Source organism: Shimia sp. FJ5 (genome assembly GCF_032918335.1).
GTDB classification, from domain to species: Bacteria; Pseudomonadota; Alphaproteobacteria; order Rhodobacterales; family Rhodobacteraceae; genus Shimia; species Shimia aestuarii_A.
Window position 1 is genome coordinate 727,744 of the sequence record NZ_JAWJUV010000001.1, and the last position, 13,971, is coordinate 741,714.

Below are 13,971 nucleotides of genomic sequence, written 5' to 3' on the forward strand. Positions count from 1 at the left end.
AAATGATCCAGGCTGATCTCAACATTATCGTGCCGGAAATCGTTCTGGCACTGTTTGCGATGCTGGCGCTGATTGGCGCGGTCTATACCAGCAAGGACAAGCTTGCCCCGATGCTCACATGGGTGACGGCGGTGGTGCTCGTGCTTGTGGCGGTGTGGATCGGCATCAATGGTGAAGGCACTCGGACCGCGTTCGGCGGTATGTTCAACGATGATCCTTTTGCCCGTTTTGCCAAGATCACGATGCTGCTGTCGGCGGCGGCGGTGCTTGTCATGGGGCAGGACTACATGAGCCGGCGCGGTATGCTCCGCTTTGAATACCCGATCCTCGTCACGCTTTCCGTGGTAGGGATGATGGTGATGGTCTCCGCGGGGGACTTGATGGCGCTCTACATGGGACTCGAGCTGCAATCGCTTGCGCTCTACGTGGTGGCTTCGATCCGCCGCGACAGTGTCAAATCGACCGAAGCGGGCCTCAAGTATTTCGTCCTTGGTGCGCTGTCTTCTGGCCTTCTCCTATTCGGGTCTTCGCTGGTCTACGGGTTCGCAGGCACAACGCTCTTTAGCGGTATCATCGCCGCCGCAGGCGAGGGCCATGCGCCGATCGGCCTTCTGATCGGTCTGACGCTGGTGGCGTCTGGGCTTGCCTTCAAGGTGTCGGCCGTGCCGTTCCACATGTGGACGCCGGATGTGTATGAAGGCTCGCCGACCCCGGTCACGGCTTTCTTTGCCACGGCTCCGAAAATGGCGGCGATGGGTCTTTTTGCCCGTGTCCTGCATGATGCGTTCGGCGGTGTGGTCAGCGACTGGCAGCAGATCATCGCGCTCCTGTCGGTGCTGTCGATGTTCCTTGGCGCGGTGGCCGCGATTGGACAGACCAATATCAAACGCCTTATGGCCTATTCCTCGATCGCGCATATGGGGTATGCGCTTATGGGGCTGGCCGCCGGGACGGCCTTTGGCGTGCAGGCGCTTCTGATCTACATGGCGATCTATGTTACGATGAGCGTCGGCAGCTTTGCCTTTATCCTCACGATGGAGAAGGACGGCCAGCCGGTCACGGATATCACAGCGCTCAACATGTATGCCAAGCGTGAGCCGGGCAAGGCGCTTGCCGTGCTGATCCTGATGTTCTCGCTGGCTGGTGTGCCGCCGCTCGTGGGCTTCTTTGGCAAGCTATATGTGCTCCGCGCAGCCTATGAGGCCGGGCTGATCTGGCTCGCGGTGCTTGGCGTGATCGCGTCGGTGATCGGCGCGTTCTACTACCTGCGCATCGTCTACTACATGTACTTCGGAGAAGAGGGTGAGGCGCTCGACAAGGGCAAGTCTCCGGTGCTCTGGGTCATGTTGATGGGCTCGGCGGCGATCATGCTGGTCGGTGTCGTGAACCTCTTCGGCATTGAGACCCCGGCGCTGATCGCGGCAGAGGCCCTGCTGCGTTAAACGCAGGACAATCGGTTTGCGGCGCGCCCTTTTTGGGGCGCGTTGCTGTTTGTGAGGGAAGGATAGGGCATGGCAGGCTGGCCCGAAGGGTATGGCAAGCGGGTTCTCGCAGAGGTCGATAGCACCAATGCCGAGGCGGCCCGTATCGCGCCTGAGCTTGTGCGCCCGGAATGGATACTGGGGCTGCGCCAGACCAAGGGCCGGGGCCGGCGAGGACGTCCCTGGACCGATCCGAGCGGGAACTTCGCCGCAACCCTCGTGATGCAGCCGGCTGAGACACCAGACCGGATTGCGCTTCGGTCTTTCGTGGCCTCGCTCGCCTTGTTCGACGCCTTCGTGGCAGCCACGGGACAGGCCACGCCCTTTGCGCTCAAATGGCCGAACGACGTACTCTTGAATGGTGGCAAGGTCGCCGGAATCCTGCTTGAAAGCGCAGGCTTTGCAGGCGGCGCAGTGAGCCATATCGCCATCGGGATCGGCGTCAATCTACGCCACGCGCCGAGCGCGGGAGAGGTTGAGCCGGGGGCGGTCGCGCCCAAGAGCCTCTTGTCAGAGACCGGTGCAGAGGTCACACCAGAAGAGTTTCTCGACCTCTTGGCCCCTGCCTATGCGCGGTATGAGACGCAGTTCCGGACCTACGGGTTCGAGCCGATCCGGACCGCGTGGCTTGCGCGGGCGGCGCGTATTGGAGAGACGATCACGGCCCGAACGTCACGTGACGAGACGGTTGGCGTTTTTGAAACGGTGGACAGCGCCGGTAATCTGGTGTTGAAGACGGCGAAAGGGTCCGTGGCCATTCCGGCGGCGGAGGTGTTTTTCTAAGGAGGCAGATCATGCTCCTGGCCATTGATTGCGGCAACACCAATACGGTTTTCTCGATCTGGGACGGGGAGAAATTTCTCTGCACGCTCCGGACATCGACACATCATGCGCGGACGGCGGACGCTTATTTCACGTGGTATTCGACGCTCGTCAAACACTATGGAATTGACGCCGACATCACCGACGTCATCATCTCCTCGACCGTGCCGCGCGTTGTCTTTAACCTTCGGGTGTTCGCGGATCGCTTCTTTGGGTGCCGTCCGATTGTGGTTGGCAAGCCGGAATGCCTCTTGCCGACCCAGCCGCGTGTCGATATCGGCACACAGGTTGGTCCGGACCGTCTCGTAAATGCAGCGGGCGCGTTTGACCGCCATGGTGGCGATATCATCGTTGTTGATTTCGGCACCGCGACGACCTTTGACGTGGTGGCTAAGGACGGGGCCTATGTCGGCGGGGTCATCGCGCCGGGGGTGAACCTCAGCCTCGAGGCGCTCCACAATTCTGCGGCCGCGTTGCCGCATGTGGATATTGCCAAGCCGCAGAATGTTGTCGGCACCAACACTGTCGCCTGTATCCAGTCGGGGGTGTTCTGGGGCTATGTGGGTCTCGTGCGCGAGATCTGTGAGAGAATTAAGGCCGAGCGCGATCGGTCGATGCAAATTATCGCGACGGGCGGGCTGGCGCCTCTGTTCCAGCAATCGGTCGAACTTTTCGATTGTTTCGAAGACGACCTGACGATGCACGGCCTGACCGTGATTCACAAATACAATAAGGAAAACGCAGCTTGAGCAGCGAAAAATTAATCTACCTCCCGCTCGGTGGAGCGGGTGAAATCGGCATGAATGCCTATGTCTATGGCTATGGCAAGGAGGGCGAAGAGCGCCTTATCCTAGTCGATCTGGGCGTGACCTTCTCGGATATGGAGACGAGCCCCGGTGTCGACCTGATCTTCCCGGACATGACATGGCTTGTTGAGAACAAGGACCGCCTTGAAGCGGTGTTCATCACCCATGGCCACGAGGACCATGTCGGCGCGGTCGGCCATTTCTGGGAAGACCTTGGCGTGCCGGTCTATGCGCGGGTGTTCACCGCGGCGCTTGCCCGGCACAAGATGAAGGACCGGGGCGCGCCGGAGGCGGAAGTTATCACCGTGGGCGCATGGCCTGACATGACCAAGGCGGGTCCGTTCAACGTCGGTTTCCTGCCGGTGAGCCACTCGATCCCCGAAAGCGCCGCGCTTGTCATCGACAGCCCGGCGGGCCGGGTTATTCATTCGGGCGACTTCAAGCTCGACGAAACGCCTGTTGTGGGCGAGCCCTTCGACAAGGAACTTTGGAAAGAGGTGAGCAAGGACGGCGTCAAGGCGCTGGTCTGTGACTCGACCAATGTCTTCTCGCTTCATCCGGGGCGCTCCGAGGCGAGTGTCGGGCGCGAGATCGATGCGCTTGTGAGCGAGGCGCCGCATATGGTCGTCGCGACGACGTTTGCCTCCAACGTGGCGCGGGTCAAGACGCTGGCGGAAGCGGGCGAACGGGCAGGGCGGTCGATCTGTCTCATGGGACGTGCGATGCGTCGGATGATCGAGACGGCGGTGGAAACCGGCGTGCTCGACAGCTTTCCCAAGGTCGTCAGCATCGAAGACGCCCGCGCGATCCCGCGTCAGGACCTGATGCTTCTCGTGACTGGCTCGCAGGGCGAGCGACGCGCGGCGTCGGCCCAGTTGGCCCGTGGCAAGTATAACGGCATGACTCTCAAAGAGGGCGACATGTTCCTCTTCTCCTCAAAGACCATTCCGGGCAATGAGCGCGGTGTGATCCGCATCATGAACCAGTTCTCGGAAATGGGTGTTGAGGTCGTCGACGATCATGAGGGGCGCTATCACGTCTCGGGCCATGCCAACCGCCCCGATCTCGAGGCGCTTCAGGATATCGTCAATCCGCAGATGGTCATTCCGAACCACGGCGAACACCGCCACCTGCGCCAGCACGCCAAGATATCCGAGGCACGCGGACGGCAGAGCATCGTCGCCGTAAATGGCACGATGGTGGACCTTTCGGGCAATGCGCCGAAAGTTGCGGGGTTTGTCGAGACCGGACGCACCTATCTTGATGGTGCGGTGAAGATCGGCGCGCTGGACGGTGTGGTGCGGGATCGTATCCGCATGGCGCTCAACGGGCATCTTGTGGTGAACGTGATCCTCGATGAAGACGACGAGCCGCTCGGCGAAGCCTGGTGCGAGATCAAGGGCCTGCCGGAGCAAGGCCGCAGCTTTGCGCCGCTTCTCGACGTGCTCGAGGAAGACCTGACGCAGTTCCTTGGGCGCGCGGCGGACAAGACGTTGGCCAATGACGACAAGCTCGAGGAAGAGCTGCGCCGGATCGCGCGCAACACCTGCAATGACGAGATCGGCCGCAAGCCGGAAGTCACGGTGATTGTAAGCCGTCTGAGCTAAGGCACGGACATCGGACAGAAAAAGGGCCGGGGAGCAGATGCTCTCCGGCCCTTTTTTTCATCTTGGTGAGGCCGCTTAGCTAGCGCGGCGCTCGTCAAAGCTTAGCGCGATGAAGCTCGGCATATGGTCGCCCATGCCGACAACCTTGTTGTCCTTGCCGCCGCGGTCGTTGTTGTTGCGATCATTGCGATCCGAGGAGCGACCACCGCGCGAGCGGCTGCGGCTCTTGGAGGAGGATTTCTCGCTCTTGGGGGTTTCCTCGGGTTTCGCGTCGGTCGCCTTGGCTTCGGTCTTTGGCGCCTCGGTTTTTTCTTCTGCCTTGGGCTGATCGTCGGATTTGCGCTTGCGGGTCGACTTGATTTCGACCTCGACGCGCGGGATTTCCTTCTGGATCAGGGCTTCGACGGCGGCAAAGGCCTTTTCGTCGCGCGGGATGCAGATGGTAAAGGCCTTGCCTTCGCGGCCAGCGCGGCCGGTGCGGCCGATACGGTGCACATAGTCCTCGGCATGGCCCGGAACGTCGAAGTTGAACACGTGGCTCACCGACGGAACGTCAAGGCCGCGTGCGGCGACATCAGAGGCCACGAGGAAGCGCAGTTCACCATTGCGGAAAGACTCGAGGGTCCGCGTGCGCTGGCTCTGGTCGAGGTCGCCGTGGATAGGCGCGGCATCGAGGCCGTATTTCTTGAGCGATTTCGCGCAGATATCCACATCCGTCTTGCGGTTGCAGAAGATTATCGCGTTGGTGCAGGCGTCGCCTTCCTTGGCAATCAGCTCGCGCAGGACGCGGCGTTTCTCGCTTGCTTCGCGGTCACGGCGCGAGGCTTTGAACATCACGACGCCCTGTTCGATCGTCTCGGAGGCGGTGGCCTGGCGGGCGACCTCGATCCGCGCGGGGGCGGAGAGGAAAGTGTTGGTGATGCGCTCGATCTCGGGCGCCATGGTGGCCGAGAAGAAAAGCGTCTGGCGGGTAAAGGGCGTGAGCGAGAAGATGCGCTCGATATCCGGGATAAAGCCCATGTCGAGCATCCGGTCGGCCTCGTCCACGACCATGATCTGTACGCCGGTGAGCAGGAGCTTGCCGCGCTCGAAATGGTCAAGCAGGCGGCCCGGCGTTGCGATCAGCACGTCAACGCCACGGTCGATCAGGGCGTCTTGCTCTTTGAACGACACGCCGCCGATCAGCAGCGCCTTGGTCAGTTTGAGATGCTTGGAATAGGTGTCGAAGTTCTCAGCCACCTGAGCCGCGAGTTCCCGTGTCGGGCAGAGCACGAGGCTTCGCGGCATCCGAGCGCGGGCGCGGCCTCGGGCGAGAAGCGACAGCATCGGCAATGTGAAACTCGCCGTCTTGCCGGTGCCCGTTTGTGCGATGCCGAGAACGTCCCGGCCTTCCAGCGCGGGGGGAATCGCCCCTGCCTGGATCGGGGTCGGCGACTCGTAGCCGGCCTCGTCGATCGCTTTGAGAACCTTGGTGTTGAGGTTGAGATCAGAGAATTTTGTCATGCGTATCCGTGGTTTACGGACACTTGCGGCCCGTAGCGAAAATGCGGATCGGACCCGTGCGGTCCCGCGGTTTGTCACGTATATGACCCACGAGCGGGGTTGTAGCTCAATGCCGGCTTCGGGTCAATCAAAGCTCGGGAAACAAAGGGTTTTCGGCCAGTTCACGCCGCTTATTTGCGCCAGTCGGGAAAGAGACGTTCGCGCTTTTCATCGAGATCAAGGTGAAACACGCGTAAAAGCCCGCGTTCCCGCAGGCCCTCGAGAAGCTCGGGCCGGGCAAGGCAAACATCCTCGAAGAAGGTGCGCAGGGCCTGCTCACCGTTCTCCTCGAGGATGGCCGCAAAAAGCTCATGTGCCGAAAGTCCGCCTTCCTCGCGTGGGCGTGTCGGCTTGAGCTCGGCCCGGTAAGACCCTTTGTCGTGGCGGTAGTCAAAGCTCTTGCGCCAGCTTTCCCAGTTCATGATGTGACGATGACAGAGATCGACATCTTCCATGAACTGGCGCGGCCCGACCTCTTCCTCGCCGCGCATCACGCGGTGAATCTTAAAACTTAGCGGGCCAAGGCCAGTGCGCAGGAAACACTTGCCGCGGATGTGGCTCACGAAACCACCGCGGAGGTAGTGGCCGAAGGTCGGGTAAAGCTCGTCCTCGAGCGCGGCGCGGCGATCCACGTTGCGCTCCCACGCCTTGCAATAGACCGCGTTCGGATCAAGGTCGGGAAGGCCTTCGGACGCCATCGCCTCGGCCGGTGCGATGCGGGCAACGTTCACATTTGCGGGCATTGCCGCGAGAGCTGCGCCAAAATCTCCTGTCGGGCAGATGAACTCGTCAACGTCGATATGGCCAAGCCAGTCGAGCCCCATTTCCCCCGCGAGCTTGTAAGCGTGGGTCGCGTTGGACACTTGCCGGCCTTGGTGCTTCTTGGGTCTGCGCCCGTTGTTGATCTCTTGCCAATAGGCGTCATTGGTGAAGCGCACGGTCACCTTGGGGTGTGCGTCGAGCACGACGCGCGCGCGCGGTGTCGGGGCATCCAGGCAGATGAAGATATGATCCGCACCGAGGTCCAGATGGTAGGCAACAAAATCAAGCACCTCGCGGGCGGACGCCTTGATCGTCGCAACAATACCCCAGCGCATCAGCGATCCTCCTTGAGACGGGTATAGACCTCGCGCATACGGCGGAGGCGGCGGAAGATCGTGCCGGGATCGCGGTTGAGTTCTTCCATAAGGTGATTGGCCAAAGGTGCGATGCCAGGATCGGTCATGGCCAGTTCCCACACCGGAGCGAGAAGGTTGGAGTCGAGCCCGCCTGCGCGCAAGGAGTATTGATCCATGTTGAGCGGTAGGGCGACCCGTTTCTTGCGGCTAAATCCAAAGGGCGTTTGCGGGTCAAACCCGCTATAGAGGCGCTCGAATTCATAGAGCTTCATCATGCCGAAGAGCATCCGCAGCGCCTGACCGACCTGACGCTGCACGTCGGTCGCGCCGTGATCGGCGAAGGTCATGATGGAAGAAACCTTCCAGCGGATGTCGAGTTCGTCGATCAGGTGGGCGTGGTGGTCCGCCCAAAGCCGCAAGAACAACGCGGCAGCGCCATCGGGGGCGGAGGATTTGCGCAGGGTCGAGATCAACAACGCGTTGAGATAAGCGAGTTCGGAGCGGCCAATGAACTCGCCGGCAATGGCGCGACGTTTGTTGTTCCAGGCCGAGCGCGGGTCGGCCGCACCCTTGGGCTTGTGGGTGGCGTCTTCGGTCACTTTCGTGGCCGCGAGCGCCACCAGATCTATGTCCTTGGGCGGGAAATCTTCTCCAGTGAAATCAAACGGTTCACGGCGGGAGTTGTAGCGCCCAAGTAGGGCGTCCAGTCCACCGGGATAGGTCATGTTTTCACTGCTCATGGCGTATGATTGCATGGGGCAAAGCCCCGCGCAATTCCCCAATGACCTAGACCATCATTTCCTTGGTCGCGGTCAGTTTGATGTCTGGGTAGTCGCGGTCTACGCGGTCGATGTCCCATTGCAGGCGGGTCAGGTAGACGACGTCGCCATCGTGGTCGTAGGAGATATGTTGCTTGTTGGCGTTAACGAATTTGTCGACAGCCTCGCGGCTTCCGGAGACCCAGCGGGCGGAGGTGAATTGCGACTGTTCAAAGCGCACGGGCAGGCCGTATTCCATCTCGATGCGGCTTGCCAGAACCTCGAACTGAAGCGCGCCGACGACGCCGACGATAAAGCCCGAACCGATGTTGGGTTTGAACACCTTGGCCGCGCCTTCCTCGGCGAATTGCATCAGCGCCTTCTCGAGGTGTTTGGCCTTCATCGGATCGCCTGCGCGGATGCCCTGAAGCAGTTCCGGGGCAAAGGAGGGGATGCCGGTCGCGCGGATCATCTCGCCCTCGGTCAGCGTGTCGCCGATACGCAACTGGCCGTGGTTGGGGATGCCGATGATGTCACCCGCCCAAGCCTCTTCGGCAAGCTCACGGTCGGAGGCGAGGAAGAGAACCGGGTTTGAAATCGCCATCGGTTTCTTGGAGCGGACATGGGTCAGTTTCATGCCGCGCTTGAAATGGCCGGAGGCGAGGCGGACGAAAGCCACGCGGTCGCGGTGCTTCGGGTCCATGTTGGCCTGAACTTTGAAAACAAAGCCTGCGACCTTGGTTTCCTCAGGCGAAATCTGGCGCGGTTCTGCGGCTTGGGGCTGCGGTTCGGGGCCATATTTGGCAATCCCGTCCATCAGTTCCTGCACCCCGAAGGAGTTGATCGCAGAGCCGAACCAGATCGGGGTCATGTGCCCTTCGAGCACGGCCTGCGGGTCGAGCGTGGGCAGCAGTTCGCGCGCCATCTCGACTTCTTCGCGGAGCTGTTCGAGAAGGTGGGCGGGGATGTGTTCGGCGAGTTTCGGATCATCAAGCCCTTGAATGGAAACACTTTCTGCCACGACATTGCGGTCGGCCCGATCCATCAGCTCAAGACGGTCATTCAGGATGTCATAGCACCCCATGAAGTCACGGCCGACCCCGATGGGCCAAGAGGCCGGGGTCACGTCGATGGCGAGGTTCTCTTGAATTTCGTCAATAATATCAAAGGTATCCCGGCTCTCGCGGTCCATCTTGTTACAGAAGGTCAGGATCGGCAGGTCACGCAGGCGGCACACTTCAAAGAGCTTTTGGGTCTGGCTCTCGACGCCCTTGGCCCCGTCGATCACCATCACGGCGGCGTCCACGGCGGTCAGGGTGCGGTAGGTGTCTTCGGAGAAATCCGAGTGGCCGGGCGTGTCGACAAGATTGAAGCGGAACTTGTGAAAATCAAAGGACATGGCCGAGGCCGACACAGAGATGCCACGGTCCTTTTCCATCTGCATGAAGTCCGAGCGGGTGCGCCGTGCTTCGCCCTTGGCGCGCACCTGACCGGCCATTTGGATGGCACCCCCGTAGAGGAGGAACTTCTCGGTCAGAGTCGTCTTGCCCGCATCCGGGTGCGAGATGATCGCAAAGGTGCGGCGGCGGCCGATTTCCGGCGGAAGGGCGGGGCGATTGGTCGAAACGTCAAGCATGCGTTCGCATATAGAAGGGGCGAGGCGGCGGCGCAATACAAGGGTTCTGTATCGCGTCGGTATAACGTCGGTATTGCGTCGGTGCGGGTTTCGCAGGGCGTGGGTTCAGGACGGTTACCGAAAGATTACCGAAAGGTGGACTGCGAACAGGTTTACTTGGACGAGGCGCGGCGCAAGAGGTCGACAGCGTCAGGGCGCTTGAGGAGCTTTTCCTGCAGCTCGAAGGCACGGGCGGTGGCGCTTCCTGGGGCGCTATTGGAGAGGGCCTTGAGGCGTTTCTCGATCTCGCTCGGCAGCACGGGGCGGGTCCGCTGATCGGCCTGCATGGTTTCGGCGCTGATGCCTTCGGCAAAGATGATCTGGTGGCTGTCGAAAAGGATCTGGAAATAGTCGACGAAACCGCCTTCCTGAACGAAGACGGTTTCGCCGTTCACAAGGTGGCGCGCCCGGACGAGCAGTTCCGAGCGGCCGGCGCCGATATGATCGTGGCGCTGATAGATGAAGAGACGGTGGTCGGGGCTGACCTTGAGGTCGGCGGCGTTGTTGAGCGTGCCTTCGGTGATGACGATCGGGGCAAACTCGCCATGTGCACGCATGGTCAGGGTGCCGATCCATCGCACCTCTTGCGGGCCGTCATCTCGGGTCAGGACGCGGTCTCCCGGTTGGATGTCCTCAACGGGTTTCTGTTCGCCGGTGGCCATGGTGATACGGGTGCCACGGGTGAAGCTCACACAGGCGAGTTGGGCCATGCGCAGGCGAGCAGCAGTGCGATCCATGCCCACGAGCGTATAGGGCGTCTTGCCCGAAAGCGGGGCGAGGGGGGCGGCAAAGACTTGTGACACGTGGCCATCGGCGTCGACCTCGACGAGCACCACGATTTCGACGGTTTCGCCGGTCGGCGGCATCATTGTCAGGACGCAATCGGCATAGAGCGGCGCGCCCGGTGTGCCGCAGGCGCTTTCTTCGGCGACGCGATAGGTATCGTCTTCGGCAATGGTAAAAGAAAGGCGATGGATATCGGCATCGGTCGCCAGTTCGTAGATGTCATCGGGCACAAGCTCGTCCGCGAAGGACACAGGGTCGCCCAGGTTCGCGCCGTTGATGACACAGAAATCGTCCGCCAGATAGACGGGCAACTGCTGCGCAGGGAGCGCGGATTTCGGGCGGGGCGATGACATCTTGGGGTTCTCTCCGATTGCGCCGGGGTGTTCAAGTTGTGACTTTGGAATATGGCGCTTTGTGGCCATGCTATCGGCAATTTGCTGGCAGTCGCCATAAATATCGCGTTACTTGAGGCGGAACGAACAGGGGAGACATGACATGGATCTTGGAATCAAAGGCAAAAGGGCGCTGGTTTGCGCATCCTCCAAGGGCCTCGGCTTTGGCTGTGCCGAGGCCTTGGCCGAAGCGGGGGTCGACCTCGTGATGAACGCACGCGGCGCAGAGGCGCTCGAGGCGGCAGCGGCGGATCTGCGCGCGCGGTTTGGCGTGGCGATTGAAACCGTCGCGGCGGATGTCACGACGCCTGAGGGGCAGGCGCAGGTGCTCAAAGCGGCAGAGGGCGTGGATATCCTCGTGACCAATGCAGGCGGACCGCCTCCGGGCATGTGGAGCGATTGGGATCGCGACGATTTCATCAAGGCGCTTGATGCCAACATGCTTGCCCCCATCGCTCTCATGAAGGCGCTATTGCCGGGGATGATGGAAAAAGGTTGGGGCCGGGTGGTCAACATCACCTCGCAGTCGGTGAAAGCACCGATCGCGGTTCTGGGGCTGTCGAATTCGGCGCGCGCGGGGCTGACGGGCTATGTTGCGGGCACGGCGCGCCAGGTGGCGGGGAGCGGTGTCACGATCAACAACCTGCAACCCGGCATCCACGCCACGGATCGCGCGATCTCGCTCGACACGGGCGTTGCCAACCAGCAGGGGATCAGCATTGAAGAGGCCAAAGCCAACCGCTGTGCGACGATCCCGGCCGGGCGTTATGGCACCTCGCAGGAATTCGGCGCGACCTGTGCCTTCCTGTGTTCGCAGCATGCGGGCTTTATCGTCGGGCAGAACGTCCTGCTTGATGGGGGTGCGGTCAATTCGACCATGTAGGGGCGGCAGGCTTGCGAGAGGCAAAGGGGGCTGGTAAGGGTCACGAAATCCCGAGCAAATCGCTCAGACGGGACCACAGACGCCATGAGAGACGGACGTGACGCAGCCCCCTCCCAGACTTGAAATCCGCAACCTGCGCCGCCGTTTCGGGGATCGCAACGTCGTGGACGGCGTGTCGCTCACGATTCAGCCGGGGCATGTGACCTGTCTTCTTGGGCCGTCGGGTTGCGGCAAGTCGACGACGCTGCGCATCATCGCGGGCGTCGATATGCAGGATTCCGGCGAGATCTATGTCGACGGCAACCTGATCTGTGACACGGTGTTTCGGGTGCCACCCGAGCGGCGGCAGATCGGCCTGATGTTTCAGGACTTCGCGCTTTTCCCGCATTTGACGGTCGCCGATAACGTCGCCTTTGGCCTTAAGGGCAGCAAGGCGGAAAAGCGGGCGCGGGTCGAGGCGCTTTTGGCGAAGGTGGGCCTTGAGTGGACCATTGACGAGTATCCGCATAGCCTTTCGGGCGGCGAGCAGCAGCGGGTCGCGCTGGCGCGCGCTTTGGCGCCGAGGCCGCGGATCATGCTCATGGATGAGCCGTTCTCGGGGCTGGACAACCGGCTGCGGGATGGCATCCGTGATGAAACGCTGGCGATCCTCAAGGATGAGGACACGGCGGTTCTTTTGGTGACGCATGAGCCGGAAGAGGCGTTGCGCATGGCCGATGAGATCGCGCTTATGCGGGACGGCAAGATCGTGCAGCAAGGCGCGCCCTACAATATCTATAACGCGCCGGTTGATAAGGCGGCGGTCGCGTTCTTTAGTGATATCAACGTGATACGGAGCAAAAGCAAAGGCGCGCTCACGGAGACGCCCTTTGGTCAGTTCCTGACACCTGGGTTCAGGGATGGCGAGGATGTGGAGGTCGTGATCCGGCCTCAGCATCTCAAGCTTGATTTCGACCGAGGCGGCAAGGGGCCGCTGCCGACTCCGGGAGACGGGGTTGCGGCGCGGGGCGTTGTGGAGCGGGCGCGGTTCATGGGGACGGAGAGCCTTGTCGAGTTTCGCATGGAGCACGACGGATCGGTCCTCAAGGCGACGGTGCCGAATGTGTTTCTTCCCAAACCCGGCACGCCGCTTTGGCTCATGCTGCGGCGAGATCGCTGTTTCGTGTTCCGCGCCGAAGTCTAGGCGGCGCGTCTAGTCCGGCAGGATGATCCCGGTTTCTTCGCTCTTGTGATCCGGTTCGAGGTGGATCGTCACCTGTGCGCCCGGCACGGCCTTGTGCAGTGCGGCCTCGAGCCGGTCACAGATTTCATGGGCATCGAACACGTTCATCTCACCCGGCACGACAAGGTGAAACTCTACAAATGTGGCGCGCCCGGCGTGGCGTGTCTTGAGATCGTGCGCTTCGACCGCGCCTTGCGACTCGGCAGCGATCACAGTGCGGATCAGGGCGAGGGTCTCGTCGGGCACGGCCTCGTCCATCAGGCTACTCAGGGAGGAAAGTACGATCTTGCCGCCAGTCCACAGAATATGGAGCGCGACCAGAGACGCCATCAGCGGATCAAGCGCCCACCAGCCGGTCAGCACCGTCAGGATCAGGCCAATGGCGACACCAAAAGACGTAAGCACGTCGGTCCACAGGTGTTGGCCATCCGCCACCAGCGCCGGGGATTTCAGCCTGCGCCCCTGTCGGATCAGAACCCAGGCCCAGACCCCGTTGAGAACGGTTGCGCCGCCATTGACCAGAAGCCCTTTGAGCGGAGTCGTGAGGGCATGGGGCGCGAGGAATCCGTAGAACGCTTCGCGTAGGATCAGGAGGGCGGCGAGGACGATCAGCAGCCCTTCGAGTGTGGCGCTGAAGAACTCGGCTTTGTGGTGGCCGAAGGGATGGGTGTCGTCGGCGGGGCGGGCGGCAACGCGGATGGCGATCAGAGCGGCCAGAGCGGTAGCGAGATTGACGATGCTCTCGAGGGCATCTGAGAGCAACGCGACGGAACCGGTCAACCACCACGCCAACATCTTGAGGCCGAGGACAAGCGCGCCAACGAATAGGCTTGTCGTGGCGAGTTTGAGGGCGGATGACATGGCGGTATCGGTCCTGTC

General features: G+C 61.5%; 12 protein-coding genes. 6 read left to right on the forward strand and 6 right to left on the reverse strand.

Features of this window, described 5'->3' with window-relative positions:
- Positions 1-2 precede the first annotated feature (2 nt).
- The 4 genes from nuoN to R1W01_RS03720 all read left to right on the forward strand — a co-directional run bounded on the left by nuoN (position 3) and on the right by R1W01_RS03720 (position 4,716).
- Positions 3-1,442, forward strand: a complete 1,440-nt coding sequence (nuoN, locus tag R1W01_RS03705; RefSeq protein WP_243612362.1) for an NADH-quinone oxidoreductase subunit NuoN — start codon at positions 3-5, stop codon at positions 1,440-1,442.
- 69 nt (positions 1,443-1,511) lie between these two features.
- Positions 1,512-2,264: a biotin--[acetyl-CoA-carboxylase] ligase gene (locus R1W01_RS03710; RefSeq protein WP_243612363.1), complete on the forward strand. Its 753-nt coding sequence runs from the start codon at positions 1,512-1,514 to the stop codon at positions 2,262-2,264.
- A gap of 11 nt (positions 2,265-2,275) precedes the next feature.
- Positions 2,276-3,052: a type III pantothenate kinase gene (locus R1W01_RS03715; RefSeq protein WP_243612364.1), complete on the forward strand. Its 777-nt coding sequence runs from the start codon at positions 2,276-2,278 to the stop codon at positions 3,050-3,052.
- Complete coding sequence (locus R1W01_RS03720) at positions 3,049-4,716, forward strand: ribonuclease J (RefSeq protein WP_297756263.1); 1,668 nt, start codon at positions 3,049-3,051, stop codon at positions 4,714-4,716. Before R1W01_RS03715 ends, R1W01_RS03720 begins: the two co-directional genes overlap by 4 nt.
- Positions 4,717-4,791: 75 nt before the next feature.
- On the opposite strand, the gene R1W01_RS03725 is transcribed toward R1W01_RS03720, so the two are convergent.
- The 5 genes from R1W01_RS03725 to R1W01_RS03745 form a co-directional block, all read right to left on the reverse strand.
- A complete protein-coding gene (locus tag R1W01_RS03725) occupies positions 4,792-6,219 on the reverse strand; it encodes a DEAD/DEAH box helicase (protein WP_243612366.1) in 1,428 nt (475 codons plus the stop codon).
- A 170-nt stretch (positions 6,220-6,389) separates the two neighbouring features.
- Entirely contained in the window at positions 6,390-7,355 is a 966-nt protein-coding gene (locus R1W01_RS03730) for a glycosyltransferase family 2 protein (RefSeq protein ID WP_297756261.1), read from the reverse strand.
- Positions 7,355-8,131 carry a hypothetical protein gene (locus R1W01_RS03735; protein ID WP_317275030.1) on the reverse strand — a complete coding sequence of 259 codons (777 nt, stop codon included), beginning with the start codon at positions 8,129-8,131 and terminating at the stop codon, positions 7,355-7,357. Before R1W01_RS03735 ends, R1W01_RS03730 begins: the two co-directional genes overlap by 1 nt.
- A gap of 31 nt (positions 8,132-8,162) precedes the next feature.
- The gene (locus tag R1W01_RS03740; RefSeq protein WP_243612369.1) at positions 8,163-9,770 is read right to left on the reverse strand and encodes a peptide chain release factor 3; all 1,608 of its coding nucleotides are present in this window, start codon (positions 9,768-9,770) and stop codon (positions 8,163-8,165) included.
- Positions 9,771-9,922: 152 nt separating this feature from the next.
- Positions 9,923-10,948 (reverse strand): Hint domain-containing protein, encoded by a 1,026-nt coding sequence (locus tag R1W01_RS03745; protein WP_243612370.1) that lies wholly within the window; start codon positions 10,946-10,948, stop codon positions 9,923-9,925.
- Positions 10,949-11,090: 142 nt separating this feature from the next.
- Between R1W01_RS03745 and R1W01_RS03750 the strand changes: the two genes are divergently transcribed.
- Positions 11,091-11,870, forward strand: a complete 780-nt coding sequence (locus R1W01_RS03750) for an SDR family oxidoreductase (RefSeq protein ID WP_297756255.1) — start codon at positions 11,091-11,093, stop codon at positions 11,868-11,870.
- A 97-nt stretch (positions 11,871-11,967) separates the two neighbouring features.
- Entirely contained in the window at positions 11,968-13,053 is a 1,086-nt protein-coding gene (locus R1W01_RS03755) for an ABC transporter ATP-binding protein (RefSeq protein WP_243612372.1), read from the forward strand.
- 9 nt (positions 13,054-13,062) lie between these two features.
- Here the strand turns inward: R1W01_RS03755 and R1W01_RS03760 are convergent, their stop codons facing one another.
- Positions 13,063-13,953, reverse strand: coding sequence for a cation diffusion facilitator family transporter (locus tag R1W01_RS03760; RefSeq protein WP_297756253.1), 891 nt, complete (start codon positions 13,951-13,953; stop codon positions 13,063-13,065).
- Positions 13,954-13,971 lie beyond the last annotated feature (18 nt).

Bases quoted from the DNA above. Each gene is read 5' to 3' on its own strand.
- R1W01_RS03760 (WP_297756253.1), bottom strand. From the start codon at position 13,953: ATGTCATCCGCCCTCAAACTCGCCACGACAAGCCTATTCGTTGGCGCG.
- R1W01_RS03710 (WP_243612363.1), top strand. From the start codon at position 1,512: ATGGCAGGCTGGCCCGAAGGGTATGGCAAGCGGGTTCTCGCAGAGGTC.
- R1W01_RS03725 (WP_243612366.1), bottom strand. From the start codon at position 6,219: ATGACAAAATTCTCTGATCTCAACCTCAACACCAAGGTTCTCAAAGCG.
- R1W01_RS03730 (WP_297756261.1), bottom strand. From the start codon at position 7,355: ATGCGCTGGGGTATTGTTGCGACGATCAAGGCGTCCGCCCGCGAGGTG.
- R1W01_RS03740 (WP_243612369.1), bottom strand. From the start codon at position 9,770: ATGCTTGACGTTTCGACCAATCGCCCCGCCCTTCCGCCGGAAATCGGC.
- R1W01_RS03745 (WP_243612370.1), bottom strand. From the start codon at position 10,948: ATGTCATCGCCCCGCCCGAAATCCGCGCTCCCTGCGCAGCAGTTGCCC.
- R1W01_RS03715 (WP_243612364.1), top strand. From the start codon at position 2,276: ATGCTCCTGGCCATTGATTGCGGCAACACCAATACGGTTTTCTCGATC.
- nuoN (WP_243612362.1), top strand. From the start codon at position 3: ATGATCCAGGCTGATCTCAACATTATCGTGCCGGAAATCGTTCTGGCA.
- R1W01_RS03750 (WP_297756255.1), top strand. From the start codon at position 11,091: ATGGATCTTGGAATCAAAGGCAAAAGGGCGCTGGTTTGCGCATCCTCC.
- R1W01_RS03735 (WP_317275030.1), bottom strand. From the start codon at position 8,131: ATGCAATCATACGCCATGAGCAGTGAAAACATGACCTATCCCGGTGGA.